At 55.0% G+C, this 15,656-nt stretch carries 13 protein-coding genes; 3 read left to right on the top strand and 10 right to left on the bottom strand.

What is annotated here, in order from left to right; translation table 11 throughout:
* Positions 1-14 precede the first annotated feature (14 nt).
* Together AB1287_RS14520 and AB1287_RS14515 are read left to right on the top strand one after the other, a co-directional pair.
* The gene (locus AB1287_RS14520; protein WP_312627064.1) at positions 15-1,211 is read left to right on the top strand and encodes a Bcr/CflA family multidrug efflux MFS transporter; all 1,197 of its coding nucleotides are present in this window, start codon (positions 15-17) and stop codon (positions 1,209-1,211) included.
* Positions 1,212-1,523: 312 nt separating this feature from the next.
* Positions 1,524-1,868, top strand: a complete 345-nt coding sequence (locus AB1287_RS14515; RefSeq protein ID WP_312627062.1) for a YejG family protein — start codon at positions 1,524-1,526, stop codon at positions 1,866-1,868.
* Between the two features lie 3 nt (positions 1,869-1,871).
* On the opposite strand, the gene yejF is transcribed toward AB1287_RS14515, so the two are convergent.
* The 9 genes from yejF to AB1287_RS14470 all read right to left on the bottom strand — a co-directional run bounded on the left by yejF (position 1,872) and on the right by AB1287_RS14470 (position 13,536).
* On the bottom strand, positions 1,872-3,461 hold the full coding sequence (yejF, locus tag AB1287_RS14510; protein WP_435618232.1) for a microcin C ABC transporter ATP-binding protein YejF: 1,590 nt from the start codon (positions 3,459-3,461) through the stop codon (positions 1,872-1,874).
* Position 3,462: 1 nt separating this feature from the next.
* Entirely contained in the window at positions 3,463-4,488 is a 1,026-nt protein-coding gene (locus AB1287_RS14505; protein WP_312627059.1) for a microcin C ABC transporter permease, read from the bottom strand.
* On the bottom strand, positions 4,488-5,582 hold the full coding sequence (locus AB1287_RS14500; RefSeq protein ID WP_312627058.1) for a microcin C ABC transporter permease YejB: 1,095 nt from the start codon (positions 5,580-5,582) through the stop codon (positions 4,488-4,490). Before AB1287_RS14500 ends, AB1287_RS14505 begins: the two co-directional genes overlap by 1 nt.
* Before the next feature lie 9 nt (positions 5,583-5,591).
* Complete coding sequence (locus AB1287_RS14495; protein ID WP_435618301.1) at positions 5,592-7,400, bottom strand: extracellular solute-binding protein; 1,809 nt, start codon at positions 7,398-7,400, stop codon at positions 5,592-5,594.
* A gap of 69 nt (positions 7,401-7,469) precedes the next feature.
* Complete coding sequence (locus tag AB1287_RS14490) at positions 7,470-9,032, bottom strand: cyclic di-GMP phosphodiesterase (protein WP_435618231.1); 1,563 nt, start codon at positions 9,030-9,032, stop codon at positions 7,470-7,472.
* A gap of 190 nt (positions 9,033-9,222) precedes the next feature.
* Positions 9,223-9,792 carry a bifunctional murein DD-endopeptidase/murein LD-carboxypeptidase gene (gene mepS, locus AB1287_RS14485; RefSeq protein ID WP_312627054.1) on the bottom strand — a complete coding sequence of 190 codons (570 nt, stop codon included), beginning with the start codon at positions 9,790-9,792 and terminating at the stop codon, positions 9,223-9,225.
* A gap of 428 nt (positions 9,793-10,220) precedes the next feature.
* Positions 10,221-10,925 (bottom strand): phosphatase PAP2 family protein, encoded by a 705-nt coding sequence (locus tag AB1287_RS14480; protein WP_435618230.1) that lies wholly within the window; start codon positions 10,923-10,925, stop codon positions 10,221-10,223.
* A gap of 42 nt (positions 10,926-10,967) precedes the next feature.
* A complete protein-coding gene (locus AB1287_RS14475; RefSeq protein ID WP_312627050.1) occupies positions 10,968-11,945 on the bottom strand; it encodes a CobW family GTP-binding protein in 978 nt (325 codons plus the stop codon).
* 124 nt (positions 11,946-12,069) lie between these two features.
* Positions 12,070-13,536, bottom strand: a complete 1,467-nt coding sequence (locus AB1287_RS14470; RefSeq protein WP_435618229.1) for a mannitol dehydrogenase family protein — start codon at positions 13,534-13,536, stop codon at positions 12,070-12,072.
* Positions 13,537-13,743: 207 nt separating this feature from the next.
* Between AB1287_RS14470 and uxuA the strand changes: the two genes are divergently transcribed.
* Complete coding sequence (gene uxuA / locus AB1287_RS14465; RefSeq protein WP_435618228.1) at positions 13,744-14,934, top strand: mannonate dehydratase; 1,191 nt, start codon at positions 13,744-13,746, stop codon at positions 14,932-14,934.
* A 133-nt stretch (positions 14,935-15,067) separates the two neighbouring features.
* Here uxuA and yeiP read toward each other — a convergent pair whose 3' ends face one another.
* Positions 15,068-15,640, bottom strand: coding sequence for an elongation factor P-like protein YeiP (yeiP, locus tag AB1287_RS14460; RefSeq protein WP_435618227.1), 573 nt, complete (start codon positions 15,638-15,640; stop codon positions 15,068-15,070).
* Positions 15,641-15,656 lie beyond the last annotated feature (16 nt).

Genomic DNA, 15,656 nt, shown 5'->3' with positions numbered 1-15,656 from the left:
TCAGGAGTGAATCAGTGACGACCAGGCAGCACTCATCGCTGGGTATTGTGTTCATCCTTGGCCTGTTAGCCATGCTGATGCCGCTTTCCATTGATATGTATCTCCCGGCGCTGCCGGTGATCTCCGCCCAGTTTGGCGTTCCGGCGGGCAGCGCGCAGATGACGCTCAGCACCTACATTCTGGGATTTGCTCTCGGTCAACTGCTGTATGGCCCGATGGCGGACAGCATCGGGCGTAAGCCGGTCATTCTGGGCGGCACGCTGGTGTTTGCGGCGGCGGCAGTCGCCTGCGCGCTGTCACAGACTATCGATCATCTGATCGTCATGCGCTTTTTCCACGGTCTGGCCGCAGCGGCGGCGAGCGTGGTGATCAACGCCCTGATGCGCGACATTTATCCGAAAGAAGAGTTTTCCCGCATGATGTCGTTCGTCATGCTGGTCACGACTATTGCTCCGCTGGTGGCACCGATGGTCGGCGGGGCGGTGCTGGTGTGGTTCAGCTGGCATGCGATTTTCTGGATCCTCGCTATTGCCGCGCTGCTGGCCTCAACGATGATCTTCTTCTTTATCAGTGAGACGCTGCCGCCGGAGCGCAGGCAAAAGTTCCACATTCGCACCACGATGGGCAACTTTGCCTCGCTGTTCCGTCACAAGCGCGTACTGAGCTATATGCTGGCGAGCGGCTTCAGCTTTGCCGGGATGTTCTCGTTCCTGAGCGCCGGGCCGTTTGTTTACATCGAGCTCAATCACGTTTCACCGCAGCATTTTGGCTACTATTTCGCGCTGAACATCGTGTTCCTGTTCATCATGACCATCATCAACAGCCGCTTTGTACGCCGCGTTGGGGCGCTGAATATGTTCCGGGCCGGTCTGTGGATCCAGTTTGTGATGGCTGCCTGGATGGTGGTGTGCGCCTGGCTTGGCGTCGGGTTCTGGTCGCTGGTGCTCGGCGTAGCGGCATTCGTCGGCTGCGTATCGATGGTCTCGTCGAATGCGATGGCCGTCATTCTTGATGAATTCCCGCACATGGCCGGCACCGCGTCGTCGCTGGCGGGCACCTTCCGCTTCGGCATTGGCGCTATTGTCGGTGCGCTGCTGTCGATGGCTACCTTTACCACCGCCTGGCCGATGCTGTTCTCCATCGCTTTCTGCGCCACCTGCTCAATAGCCTTCTACCTCTACGCCAGCCGTCCACGTAAAACGGCCTGCTAATTCACTTTTGCTGAACAAAAAGGGGCAAAATACCGCCCCTTTTTTGATGTACCTCAAGCGATAAGCGTTTTGTACTACTTGACTTTGTTTCTTTTATGTAAAATCAATTAGTGTAAAAAGTCACATTGTTGTAGATAAAAAGATTGTTTTAGATCACAGAAACGGGTACATATAGCGCCTTTCTGCTTCCTGAGCAGTCAAGTAACACTAAAAACGGCTTTGCCCACTGCTGGATGCAGGACGATTTGTCAACAATGTGTTAATATAGATGTGAAATATTTGTGAAGCATTTTGCTTCCGGGGAATAAAGACGTGAATACACCGCAACTCTCAATCGTACATCGCCTGCCGCAGAGCTATCGCTGGTCTGCGGGTTTTGCAGGTTCAAGAGTTGAACCGATTCCGCAAAACGGCAGCGCCGACGATAATTGTCTGGTGGCGCTAAAATTACTGAGTCCGGACGGCGATACCGCCTGGCCTGTGATGCAGAAACTGAGCCAGGCGCTGACGGATATCGAAGTGCCAAGTTCCGTGCTGGAGTGCGAAGGCGAGCCGTGCCTGTTTGTTAACTGTCAGGATGAATTTGCCGCGACCTGCCGGCTGAAAAATTTCGGCGTAGCCATTGCGGAGCCGTTTTCCGGCAACAATCCTTTCTGAACGTCAGCTTAGGGTAATCAGCTGACGGGTATACTCCTGCGCGGGTGCAGCGAACACGCGCTCACACTCTCCCTGTTCAATCACTTCCCCTTGCCTTAGCACAATCACCTGATGACAGAGCGCACGTACCACGTGAAGATCGTGGCTGATGAAGATATAGGCCAGTCGGTGTTTTTGCTGAAGCGACTTCAGCAACGCCAGTATCTGCGCCTGCACGGTTCTGTCCAGCGATGAGGTTGGCTCATCAAGCACGATAAGCTGCGGTTTTAAAATCAGTGCACGTGCGATGGCGATACGCTGGCGCTGACCGCCGGAAAACTCTGCCGGGTAACGCCAGCGCGTCTCAGGGTCGAGACCCACTTCCTTCATGACCTTGATGACTTCCGCTTCCCGGGCCTGCGCACTCAGGGTTTTTTGATGAACGCGTAAACCTTCCTCAACGATCTGCAATACGTTCAAACGCGGATTGAGCGAGGAGTTAGGATCCTGAAAAACGACCTGAATGCGGTGGCGCAGCGGCAGCATTTGCTGGCGGGTGCGGCCCTGAACGGGCTGTCCGTCAAAGATAATGTCGCCCTTTGAGGCAATCAGGCGCAGCAGCGCCAGCCCGGTGGTACTTTTGCCGGAGCCCGATTCACCGACCAGGCCGAGCGTTTCACCGGTATTCAGCGTAAAGCTGACGTTTTTTACCACCGGATTTTCGTCAACCACGCGGCGAAGAATCCCTTTGCGGACAGGAAAAGCGACCTGCAAGTTGTTGACCTGCAACAACGGCACGCTGTCGGGCGGCAGCGGGACGGGCGCGCCTGCGGGTTCGCTGTCGAGCAATTTGATGGTGTAAGGATGGCATGGAGCGGCGAGCAGCGCACTGGCCTGGCCTTGCTCCACGCAGCGTCCGTTTTGCATAACGGCGATGCTGTCTGCCAGCTTGCGCACGATGCTCAGGTTATGGGTGATAAACAGCAGGCCCATATTCAGCTCCTGGCGCAGCTCCCGCAGCAGTTGCAGGATCTGCGCTTGGACGGAGACGTCGAGCGCGGTGGTGGGTTCGTCGGCGATTAGCAGCTCCGGCCGCGTCAGCAGCGCCATGGCAATCATCACTCGCTGACGTTCACCGCCGGAAAGCTGGTGCGGATAGTTATCGAGCCGCCGACGGGCGTTGCGGATCCCTACACGATCCAGACAGCCTAAAATCTCTCCGCGTGCGGCCTCTTTGCGCATTCCCCGGTGAAGAGACAGCACTTCATAGAGCTGTTTTTCCAGCGTATGCAGCGGGTTAAGTGAGACCATTGGCTCCTGAAAAATCATGGCGATGCGGTTACCGCGAATGCCGCGCAGGACACGTTCGTCAGCATGTAGCAGTGACTGGTCGTGGAAACGAACGTCACCGGTCGGATAGCTGACCGGCGGCGTCGGCAGCAGGCGTAGTATGGAGAGCGCCGAAACGCTTTTGCCTGAGCCGGATTCCCCCACCAGCGCCAGCGTTTCCCCGGCGTCGATTTTCAGTGACAGCTCGTTGACCACGGTTCGGGCTTCGCCTCGCGCCGTGAAGGTAATGGAAAGGTTATCGATCTCTAACAACGGAACCGCCATATTACACCGCCTTAGCCGGGTCGAAGGCGTCGCGCACGGCTTCACCAATAAAGATCAGCAGCGACAGCAGCACCGCCACGGATAAAAATGCCGTGATCCCAAGCCACGGCGCCTGCAAATTGTTTTTCCCCTGCAGCAGTAGCTCGCCGAGCGAAGGCGAACCGAGCGGCAGGCCAAAGCCAAGGAAATCGAGTGAGGTGAGGGTGGTTATCGAGCTGCAAAGAATAAACGGCAGAAACGTCAGCGTCGCCACCATCGCATTCGGCAGCATGTGGCGAAAGATGATGCCGCGATCGCTCACGCCCAGCGCCTGCGCGGCGCGAATATAGTCGAAGTTGCGGGTACGCAGAAACTCGGCGCGAACCACGCCTACCAGCGTCATCCAGCCGAACAGCACGGTGATCGCCAGCAACCACCAGAAGTTAGGCTGCACGACGCTTGAGAGCAATATAATGAGAAACAGCGTCGGCATGCCCGACCACACTTCGATAAAGCGCTGGCCCCAGAGATCAATTTTGCCGCCGTAGTAGCCCTGTAGCGCGCCCGCCAGCACGCCCATGACGCTGGAGCAGAGCGTCAGCATCAGGCCAAATAGCAGGGAAATGCGAGTGCCATAGAGAATGCGCGCCAGCACGTCGCCGCCGTTGGCGTCGGTGCCCAGCCAGTTTTGTGCCGAAGGCGGGGAAGGGAAGGGCTTGTCGGTGGCGAAGTTGATCGACGTTGCGCCAAAGCGAATGGGTGTCCAGAGCACGCGGCCATGCTCCTTCAGCTGGTTTTGCAGCCACGGATCCTGGTAGTCTGCGGCGGTGGCAAACTGGCCGCCGAACTCTTTCTCGCTATAAGTTTTCAGCACCGGGAAATAGAACTCACCGTGATACTCCACGACCAAAGGCCGATCGTTGGCGATAAGTTCGGATCCCAGGCTGCAAATAAAAATAATCAGGAACAGCACCAGTGACCAGAAGCCCCGGCGGTTGTGGCGAAAACGTGCCCAGCGGGCCTGATTGACGGAGCTTAAGCGTGGCATCAGCGGCCCTCAAAATCGATGCGCGGATCGACCAGCGTATAGCTGATATCGCTGATGATGTTCAGCAGCAGGCCAATCAGAGTGAAGATGTACAGCGTGCCGAACATCACCGGGTAGTCGCGGGATACCGTGGCTTCGTAGCCGAGCAGACCGAGGCCGTTGAGAGAGAACATGACTTCGATCAGCAGCGATCCGGTGAAAAACATGCTGATAAAGGTGGCCGGGAAACCGGCGATCACCAGCAGCATGGCGTTGCGAAAGATATGTCGCCAGAGAATGTGCTTTTCGCTGACCCCTTTGGCGCGCGCGGTGACGACGTACTGCTTACGAATTTCGTCGAGGAACGAGTTTTTGGTCAGCATCGTCAGGGCAGCAAAGCCGCCAATTACCGTTGCCAGCACTGGCAGAGTGATGTGCCACAGGTAATCGGTGATTTTCTGATACCAGGGCAGCGTGTCGAAATTGGCGGAGACCAGCCCCCGCAGCGGGAACAGATCGTAGTAGCTCCCGCCCGCGAACAGCACGATCAGGACGATGGCGAACAGAAAAGCGGGAATGGCGTAACCGATGATGATGAACGCGCTGCTCCAGATGTCAAAGCGGCTGCCGTTGCTGACCGCCTTGCGGATACCTAACGGAATCGACACCAGATAGATAATGAGCGTGCTCCAGAGCCCGAGCGTTATCGACACCGGCAGGCTCTCTTTGATCAGCTTCAATACGGAGGCGCTGCGAAACAGGCTGTCGCCAAAATCGAAGCGCACGTAGTTCCAGAGCATGCTGAAGTAGCGTTCGTGCATCGGCTTGTCGAATCCGTAGCGGTGGGTGATTTCGGCGATCACTTCCGGATCGAGCCCGCGGCCGCCGCGATACTGACTTTCACTGAGGTTGCTGACGCCGGTGCGGGCATGCGTCGCGCCCATGCCGTCGGCGCCGCTGCCAGGCAGGCTGCTCTTATCGCCGAACTCAATGGCGGCAATCGCCTGGTCAACCGGGCCGCCGGGGGCAATCTGGACGATAAAAAAGTTGATAGTGATAATGGCCCAAAGCGTGGGAATAACCAGCAGCAGCCGGCGAATGAGGTAAGCGCCCATGTTTACTCCTTAGCGCCGGGCTTCCGGCAGTTTCGCCGCTTTGTTCACGTCGTACCACCAGTTGTCAAAGCCCAGTGAATAGACTGGACGTACCGTCGGGTGAGAAAACTTATCCCAGTAAGCCATGCGATCCGAGGCCATATACCACATGGGCAGCTGGTAGTAATTCCAGGTTAATACGCGGTCCAGCGCTCGTCCAAGCGGCAGCAGTTTTTGCTTGTTGCCTTCAGCTTTGATCATTTGGCTAATCAGGTTATCAATCACCGGGCTGCTGACGCCAGGGCCGTTATAGGATGAGTTGATGTAGGCCGATGCCCAGGATATTTGCAGATCGCTGCCGCTCGGCCACGGCATCGCCCGCCACAGGCGCGGCATCATGTCGTAGTCGCGGGTGCGCATGCGGTTGGTAACCTGCGACATATCCACCTGGCGAATATCCATCGTCACACCCAGGCGTTTTAAATTGTGCTGAAACGGCATTACCCACTGATTGTTTCCGGCTGAGGGCAAGAGTAGCTCGAACTGCAGCGGTTTACCGGTTTGGGCATTGACGCGCTGCTGGCCTTTCAGCACCCAGCCCGCGTCAGTCAGCAGCTTGTCCGCCTTCAGTAAATTCTCACGGTCGAAGCCGTTGCCGTTGGATTTTGGCGGTTCATAAATGGCGGTGAAAACTTCTGGCGGCAGCTCTTTTTTCATTGGGGCAAGCAGCACCAGTTCATCAGCATTGGGATAGCCGCGTGCGGCGTATTCCGTATTCTGGAAATAGCTGTTCGTACGGCTGTAAGCGCCATAAAACAGCGCTTTGTTCATCCACTCAAAATCAAACGCCAGACCGATGGCTTCGCGAACTTTGCGATCGGCAAACACCGGGCGCTGAATGTTGAACGTCAGCCAGCGTGTGTCCTGTGCGGAGTCGTTTTTCTCTTCTTCTTTGACGATGTAGTGGTTGCTGAAGTTTTTGCCGATATAACGCGTCGCCCAGTTTTTCGGGCTGCCTTCGGTACGGAAATCAAACGCACCTGCCTTAAAGGCTTCGAATGCCACGTTATCGTCGAGGTAGTAGTCGTAGCGGAGAGTATCGAAGTTCCAGCGCCCGCGGTTGACCGGCAGATTCGCCGCCCAGTAGTCCTTCACGCGGGAATAAACCACGTACTGGCCCATGCGCCAGGAGGTGATTTTATAGGGCCCGTTCGCCAGCGGTGGGGCAGAAAGCGGGTCGCTAAGCTTATGGCTGCGCCAGAATTTTTCGGGCATTACCGGCAGGGTGAACAGGCTCAGCATGTCTTCCTTGCCCGGTTTAGCCAGCTCAAAACGGACGGTAAGCGGAGCGATAGCTTTAACCGTGGTGCCTTTATAGATCAGGCGAAACTGCGGCACGCCTTCGGTCATAAATTTGTTGAAGGTAAAAGCGACATCTTCCGCCGTGACTTTACTGCCATCATGAAAGCGCGCGCGTGGGTTGATGGTAACTTCAGCCCAGGAAAAGTCATCTGCGTAGCGCGCCATGTCGGCAATCAGAGGATAGTAGCTGCCGGGCTCGTCATCTGATGTGGTGAAGAGTGAGTCGTACAGCGACTCTGTGCGCACAGCAGCGTTGCCGCGCAATGCATAGCGGTTGAAGTTATCGAAAGTGCCGAGAGCTGACAGCGTGACGCTCCCGCCTTTTGGCGCGGCGGGATTAACGTAATCGTAGTGGCTGAAGTTAATGGCGTACTTCGGTTCACCGATGACGGCAAACGCGTAGCTTTCCTTGATAGTCTGAGCCTGCGCGTTCAGGGTCAACAGCGCGAGCATCAGTAACACTGTGCGCACAACAATCACCGGGGGTTATTCCTTCTGCGGCCATTTTCGGGCAATTCACTCATCCTGTTGAATAATAAGTGACGTTCAGGTGGTTGTGAAATAATTCTCGGGCTTGCCATGGGCCTCGACCAGTTTTTCCAGCGTTAGCGGGCGGCTTATCCAGTAGCCCTGCAGGAAGTTCACGCCATGCTGGCGCAACCAGTTGGCCTGTTCCTGTGTCTCTACGCCCTCTGCTACCGTGACGAGGCTCATTTTCCGGGCGAGCGTCAGCACGGCGTCCAGCACCGGGGAGGTGACCGTTTCTGTACCGATGGCGTTAACGAAACCGCGATCGATTTTCAGATAATCGAAGGAATAGCGCTGAAGATAAATCAGCGCGCTGTGTCCGGTACCGAAATCATCAATGGCAATTTCGTAACCTTCATGATGCAGCCATTCAAACAGCGTGACGGCCTGGCGCTGGTTGAGCATGTCGCGTTCGGTGATTTCCAGCACCAGCTGGAAGTAGTTCGCCGGCAGCATACTGCTGAGATCCCGCAGATCCTGTTTGAAACTCTCGGCCATCAGATGGGCAGGAGCGATATTGATTCCGAGTTTTGCCCCCGGCGGGAGCAGATTTTGCAGCGCCGGTGCGTCTTTGGCGATGAGCTCGAACAGATGACGGGTCAGCGGCACAATCAGCTGCTGGGCCTCGGCAAAGTTGATAAATGCATCAGGTGGGATCTCTCCGGCTGTCGGATGCTTCCAGCGCATCAGCACTTCCACGCCGCGGATCTGCATGCTCTCAGCTTCCACCACGGGTTGGTATACCACGTAGAACTGATTGCGCTTAATCGCAGAGGTAATTTCTTTGCCCGGGCGCAGGCGAACCGTCAGCACGTAGTAGCAGAGCAGGCCAGACAGCAGGCCGCACATCACGCCCATCAGCAGAGAAAACTGCGTATTCTCGCTGGCCCAGGTGTTGCCGTAGACGTTCACCGTTAGCGGCAAGCCGTTGATTTTCGCCGTGCGAATTGGCGTATCTTTTAACAGGCTGGCCGGCTGTGGCTTAGGGCTATAGGTAGAAATGGCGGTACCGTTCGCGATCAGGGCAATGCCGCTGAACTGATTCTGCCGGGAAGAATAAAGGATCCATGGCATCAGGCTTGCATTGATCGAGGTGAATACGCCCCGATTTTCAAGCAGTGGGCTGCGTACCCAGAGGGCAAAAGCGGGGCGCTGTGGCATCATTGGTGTCCCCGGCAGGATCGTCAGATCCAGCGCTTTGCTGACGTCTACCTGCGGCACCAGCTGTTTCATTGGCACGTTCATCTCGCCCGTGGCGGAAGAGCATTTTGCGTGACCATTTTCGACCAGCAGAAAGGCGCGAACGTTAAGGCTGAAAGCCGCGCGGGAGGTGAGCTCGGAGGAGACATCAGAGCAGCGGCTCATGGTGAGAGGCTGGAGTTTATCTACGGTATTCAGCAGCTCGCCAAAATAGTTGTCCAGATACTTTTGCAGATCGTGAATGATGATATCGAACTGCTGCGCGCGCTTATGGTGGAATATCATCATCTGTACGCTGCCCGCTAACAGAGCAACGACCGCACCCAGCAGCAGGCTGGAGAAGAGGATCTTGCGACCGAGCGAGAAGTAGCGCTTGAACATAGCTTCCTGTATCCGTGATATTTAAAAAGGTAATTCAATGCTTTGGGATGCCGGGGCGCATCTTACCAGCATAGTCTATTTCGCCATCCTGGCGGGCACGGACGGGAGAAGAAAAAAAAAGCACTGCTCAGCAGTGCTTTTTTTTATTGTCTTGCTGTCGGCCAAGGGAAAACTAACAGCAAGACAGGCATCAGGAGCGGCTCAGAACGCGGCGTGCTTCGTTGTAGCGCTTGTTCCAGTAAGGCTCATTCATGCTGGAAATGGTCACACCGCTGCTGGTGGAAGCATGCACGAACTGGTTATTGCCGATGTAGATGCCAACGTGGCGGCCCGTGGATCCAGCGCGGAACAGCACTAAATCACCGGTACGCAGCTGTGTGCGCTTAATCGACTTACCCATTTCCTGCTGCTCGTAGGTGGAGCGGGGTAAATCCATGCCGAACTGTTCACGGAAAGTACGCTGAACAAAAGCGGAACAGTCGATACCGCGTTTGGTATCGCCGCCGAGGCGATATCGCACGCCTTTCCAGCTGGCGTATTGATCCATCAGGCGTGATTTCACGTCGAGATTACGCACCATGGATTCAAATTCATCCTGAGAGGCTTGCAGTGACGAAGGATCTTCGTTACTCACACCAAGTGTCTCAGAATGCATATTCTTTGCGGTGTTTGTCGTGCTACATGCAGAAAGCAGGACCGCGACTGCTACAGCGGGTATTGCCCGCAGGATATATCTCAAAATTGGTTGAGATGTGACCATGTTGATTGTTTTCCCTTGAAGTCCTTAACGATAAACATCGTTATAAAATTGCCAACCGTGAGGAGACTAAATACCTGCCATCAATGAGACAATTCCCGAAGGCTAAAATTGTGCAGTGCCGCACAAATTTATTCACTTTCTGAATAATTTATCTCTGGAATGGCAAAACGAGATTGAGATTACCCTATCGATACAGGGCTGGCTAGCGCTTTTCGGGGATTTTTTATAAGAAAATGTGATAGCGAAAGTGAGGATTTTTCTATGGCGAGAAATAGACCTGAAAATGCGCACTAATTAGCCAATTATCTCATTCTTAAGCAAATTCTGATGAAGATAAAATGACGAAAAGCGTTATTTTCCCCTCAGAAAGTTCTCAGGGATCGAAAACGATCCCTGATGACCATGATTAATTTAGGTTGAAAGTTTGTTTAATTATTGTTGCGCGCGGTTGGGAGAAAACGATCAAACAGGGCGATTGTTTTATCGCTGAGCTGCGTCAACAGAATCCAGGGCATGCCAATCAAAACGGCGGTCAGCGATCCAACGGCAATATCGGTGAACCAGTGCGCACCAATCATTACGCGCGGGAAAGCAAAAACCACAAAAATAATCAGGGCTATGGTGAACGCTTTATGGCCAAAATATCGCCACATAAAGGTGGCAAATATCAGCAGCATCATCCCGTGATCGCCCGGGAAGCTGTCTTTTGACGCGTCCTTAGTCGAAATATGCAGCAGATCGCTGACCCGATAAACATTCGGGAAAAACAGCGACGGGCTTGCGCGTTTGACCGGCATTAGATGCTGGGCAAGCTGGTTCACAATCACTGCAGAAAGCAGCATGACCAGGCCAATAATAACGATCTGACGACGGCCCGCGTTATCTGCCTTCAGCCAGAAGCTGAGCATCAGGCAGCCCATGGCCAACAGCGAACAGCCATCAAAGGCGCGGTTATTGGTTATCGCGAGGAACCAGACGTAGGCCCGGCTGTCGGCCAGCCCCTGGCTGAAGAAGTGAAAAATGCCTGAATCGACAGGGAACCAGAATCCATGGTTAACCGGCAAATACCAGCTCATAAACAGGGCCAGTCCGGCAATATTCAGCAGTAATATAAGAGGAAGTCGAGTTTTCATAGCATATTATTTGGATCAAATGAGCGTCGCAACATACCGACCTCAGGTTAAACGAAGTTTCAACAGAGAGGACTGCAAGGCATTCCAGTCCGTTTCGGCGTGATGAATCAGTTCAATGCGGCTGTCCGGTGGGGCGACGGACTGCGTTTCGATATGCAGATCGCTACCCTGACGATTAATTCGTACCAGCCCTTCTGCAATGCGCATCACCCCTTTCACCCGGGAAACCGGTGCCAGACGGGCCCATTCCAGCAGGCCAATGGTATCAAACTGCGTATCGGCATCGAAAATCCAGCCACAGGCATAATGCCCCTGACCGCTGTTCACGCTGCGGCGCCAGCGCTGATGCTCGGGGAGGCTCAGCGCCGCCAGGCCTCTGTTCGACGGACGGCTGTGCGAATGCGCAGCGCTTTCTGGCAGCACAGCCAGGTTACGGCGCGGTAAGTTTAGTAGCGCACCGTCAATAGCGCCCTGAGTCACTTCCACATGCTGGCGTTCACCGCCAAAGTTCGCCCACCAGTCGGCAAACGCCTGCTGACTTTCCGGTGTTGCCCGATCCTGTTTATTCGCCACAATGATGTCCGCTGCCGCAAGCTGATCGCGGAAGTTTTCGTTGGCGATGACTTTTTCATCAAGCAGTTGACGAGGATCCAGCACGCAGAGCGTGGCGCGCAAATCAATCCATGGCTCATAAACCGGGGCGGTGAGAATGTCGAGGATCTGTTTGGGATGACCCAGACCCGTTGGCTCTATCAGCAACCGATCGGGTTTGCCCTGGCGAAGCAGGGTGTTGAGCCCGACCTGCATCGGCAGGCCGTTCACGCAGCACATGCATCCACCGGGAATCTCTTTCAGCAGCGCGCCGCTGTCGGCGAGCAATGCGCCGTCGATCCCAACCTCACCGAATTCATTAACCAGCACCGCCCACTTTTCATTCGTGGGTTTGTTGGCCAGTAAATGGAGAATGGAGGTTGTCTTACCGCTGCCGAGAAAGCCTGTAATCAGATTCGTTAGCGTCACGTGGTCTCCAGGAAAAACGCGGGTAATAGTATAGCAGCGCGTTCTATCCTGGCGAAAAACGGGGGAAAAGAGAAGCCTGGCCCGCGGACAGAGCGCTACTCTGCCCGCTAAAGCGCAGGAAGTGCTAAAGATTCAGGGTTGAAATAAGCGCATGACGGGCACCGTGCTCGCAAAGTCGCCGCCAGGCCTGCTGCACGTTTTCCACAAAAGCCGCGTTCTTCACTAAATCAGTACCGAAAATTTCGCTAAGAGAGAGCAGGGCAGTGACCCGATCGGCTTCGCTGCTTGTCGACACGATAGTCTGTATTTTTTCCGCCAGCGGATCGCGCACGTCAATCGCGTTGCCGTGCTCGTCAGTGCCGCTGACATAGCGCATCCAACCGGCAACGCCGAGTGCAAGCAGCGACCAGTCGCTTCCACGCTCAAGGTGAACCCGAATCCCTTCCAGCAAGCGCTGCGGGAGCTTCTGGCTACCGTCCATTGCGATTTGCCAGGTGCGGTGTTTTAACGCCGGGTTAGTGAACCGCGTGATGAGGCTATCGGCATAAGCCTGCAAGTCAACGCCCTGGATACGCAGCGTTGGAGCCTGCTCCTGCATCATTAACTGCCGCGCTGCCTGGCGGAAATCCTCATCCTGCATGCAGTCACTGATGTGCTCGTATCCGGCTAAATAGCCCAGATATGCAAGGAATGAGTGGCTGCCGTTCAGCATTCGCAGCTTCATTTGCTCCCACGGCAGTACGTCTTCAACCAACTGGACGCCAGCAAGTTCCCATTCCGGACGGCCCGCGACAAAGTTGTCTTCGACAACCCACTGGATAAAGGGCTCGCAGCTGATGGCGCAAGGGTCGTTGACGCCAACGGCGGTGGCAATCTCGGCCAGAGATTCTTCGGTTGCCGCGGGAACGATACGATCGACCATGGTGCCGGGGAAGCTGACGTTGTCTGCGATCCACTGGGCCAGCTCCGGAGAGCGCTTGTTGGCCATCCCCAGCACCGCGTTTTTTACGACGTACCCGTTGTCGGGAATGTTGTCGCAGGAAAGTACGGTAAACGGTGGCAGGCCACGCTCACGGCGGCGGTGCAGCGCTTCGACAAGAATGCCCGGTGCAGAATGTGGTTCAGCAGGATTTTCCAGATCGTGAACGATCCGCGGCTGCGTGACGTCAAGACGACCGGTGGCCGGATCGATGCAATACCCTTTTTCGGTAATGGTCAGAGAAACAATCGCCACCTGCGGCTCGCAGAATTTCTCAACGATCGCTGCAAGAGTATCCAGCTTTGCATTCAGGCATTCATGCACGGCACCGATGATGATCGGCTGGTTGCCGTTGGCACCTTTCTCCAGCACGGTATAAAGATGATCCTGCGCGCGCAGCTGGCTCATCAGCACGTCGCCGCTGAACAGGCTGATTTCGCACAGCCCCCAGTCGCCGCCTTTGGCGTTCAGCACCCGGTCAGTCAGCAGAGCCTGGTGGGCACGGTGGAACGCCCCAAAACCAAAGTGGATAATTCGCGAGCGCAGCTGCTGTCGGTTATAACGGGGTTGCTGCACGTTGTCGGGGAGCGTGGCTGTGGCGATCGTCGTCATTATGTAAAACACCTGATTAACCATTAATTAACAATGAGCAGTGTAAAGTTATATGACAACAAATTGAATTGGTGTGCCGTATTTATCCGGGGAATGTGAGCTGGATCAATCAATGCCAGCGCGGAAATTGACCCTCAGGCAGAAGCATGTATGGTAGTCGTCATCTGAAGGATAAATATTGGTATAACAACTTAAGAGGGTGAGACAATGGAACAAACCTGGCGTTGGTATGGACCGAATGATCCGGTTTCTCTTGATGATGTGCGCCAGGCCGGCGCGACCGGCGTGGTGACCGCGCTGCACCATATTCCGAACGGTCAGGTCTGGCCGGTCGATGAAATCAAAGCACGTCAGGCGCTGCTCGCTGAAAAAGGGTTGACCTGGTCCGTGGTCGAAAGTATCCCGGTTCACGAAGAGATTAAAACCCAGTCCGGCGAGTACAAAACCTGGATTGCCAACTACCAGCAGAGCATCCGCAACCTGGCGGCCTGCGGCATTGATACCGTCTGCTACAACTTCATGCCGATTCTTGACTGGACGCGTACCGATCTGGAATACCAGCTGCCGGACGGTTCAAAAGCGCTGCGCTTTGACCAGATTGCCTTTGCCGCCTTTGAAATTCACATTCTCAAGCGCCCGGGCGCAGAAGCTGATTACAGCGCCGAAGAGCAGCAGCAGGCCAAAGAATACTTCCACGCAATGAGTGCGGCAGAGATAGAAAAACTGACCCGCAACATCATTGCTGGCCTGCCGGGTGCTGAAGAAGGCTATACCCTGGACCAGTTCCGCCAGCGTCTGGCGGAGTACGATCACATCAGCAAAGAGACGCTACGTGAAAATATGGCCGTTTTCCTGCGTGCTATCGTGCCGGTTGCTGAAGAAGCGGGCGTGCGCCTGGCGGTTCATCCTGACGATCCGCCGCGTCCAATCCTCGGCCTGCCGCGCATTGTTTCCACCATTGAAGACATGCAGTGGCTGAAAGAGACGGTCGACAGCATCTACAATGGTTTTACCATGTGTACTGGCTCTTACGGCGTACGCGCTGATAACGACCTGGTAAAAATGATTGAAACCTTCGGCGACCGTATTCACTTCACCCACCTGCGTGCGACCTGCCGTGAAGCGAATCCAAAAACCTTCCACGAAGGTTCACACTTGTACGGTGACGTGAATATGGTGGCGGTTGTGGATGCGATTCTGGCCGAAGAGTCTCGCCGTAAGAAAGCGGGCGACCTGCGTTCCATTCCGTTCCGCCCGGACCACGGTCATCAGATGCTTGACGATCTGAAGAAGAAAACCAACCCGGGCTACTCGGCGATTGGTCGTCTGAAAGGGATGGCGGAAGTGCGTGGCGTTGAGCTGGCGCTGAAGATGACAAAGTATCCAGACCTGCTGTAACAGAGTGCGTCGGATGGCGGCTGACGCCTTATCCAGCCTACAGCAAATAAGCCGTATACCTGTTAAGCACAGCGTTATCAGTCAATAAAAAAGGCAACTCAAATGAGTTGCCCTTTTTGCGTTCTGGCTGAAATCAGTCAGCGCGACCCATATAACGTTTTTCTTCGATATGGATGCGAATTTTCTCACCCGCGCTGAGGTATTCCGGCACCTGAACAACCAGGCCGGTGGTCAGCGTCGCAGGTTTGTTGCGGGCGCTCGCTGAAGCTCCTTTAATGCCAGGAGCGGTTTCAACGATTTCCAGATCGACGGTCTGCGGCAGCTCTAGCGCCAGCAGCTGGCCGTCCCACAGCAGAACCTGCATGTCCGGCATGCCGCCTTCCGGAATGAACAGCAGCTCTTCTTCAATCTGATCTTTGGTGAAGATGTAAGGCGTGAAATCTTCTTTATCCATAAAGACGTATTCGTTGCCGTCGATATAGGAGAAGTCCACGAAACGACGGTTGAGGCTGACGGTATCAACGATATCGTCGCCCTTGAAGCGCTCTTCCACCTTCAGGCCGGTACGCACGTCGGAGAAGCGCATTTTGTACAGAGTCGCTGCACCACGGGCACTTGGGGACTGGATATCGATGTCTTTCACAATCAGCAGTTTGCCGTTGTAATTCAGCACCATACCTTTTTTAATTTCATTCGCTCTTGGCATTGCAGTAATCCTGTTG

The sequence above is a fragment of the Scandinavium sp. UTDF21-P1B genome, from assembly GCF_040750395.1.
Lineage (GTDB): Bacteria > Pseudomonadota > Gammaproteobacteria > Enterobacterales > Enterobacteriaceae > Scandinavium.
Note: the sequence above shows the minus strand (reverse complement) of the source record. Positions and strands in the feature narration are given on the sequence as shown.

Coding starts and splice junctions, on each gene's coding strand:
- AB1287_RS14505 (WP_312627059.1), bottom strand. CDS start 4,488: ATGCCACGCTTAAGCTCCGTCAATCAGGCCCGCTGGGCACGTTTTCGC.
- uxuA (WP_435618228.1), top strand. CDS start 13,744: ATGGAACAAACCTGGCGTTGGTATGGACCGAATGATCCGGTTTCTCTT.
- AB1287_RS14480 (WP_435618230.1), bottom strand. CDS start 10,925: ATGAAAACTCGACTTCCTCTTATATTACTGCTGAATATTGCCGGACTG.
- AB1287_RS14490 (WP_435618231.1), bottom strand. CDS start 9,032: ATGTTCAAGCGCTACTTCTCGCTCGGTCGCAAGATCCTCTTCTCCAGC.
- AB1287_RS14500 (WP_312627058.1), bottom strand. CDS start 5,582: ATGGGCGCTTACCTCATTCGCCGGCTGCTGCTGGTTATTCCCACGCTT.
- yeiP (WP_435618227.1), bottom strand. CDS start 15,640: ATGCCAAGAGCGAATGAAATTAAAAAAGGTATGGTGCTGAATTACAAC.
- mepS (WP_312627054.1), bottom strand. CDS start 9,792: ATGGTCACATCTCAACCAATTTTGAGATATATCCTGCGGGCAATACCC.
- yejF (WP_435618232.1), bottom strand. CDS start 3,461: ATGGCGGTTCCGTTGTTAGAGATCGATAACCTTTCCATTACCTTCACG.
- AB1287_RS14470 (WP_435618229.1), bottom strand. CDS start 13,536: ATGACGACGATCGCCACAGCCACGCTCCCCGACAACGTGCAGCAACCC.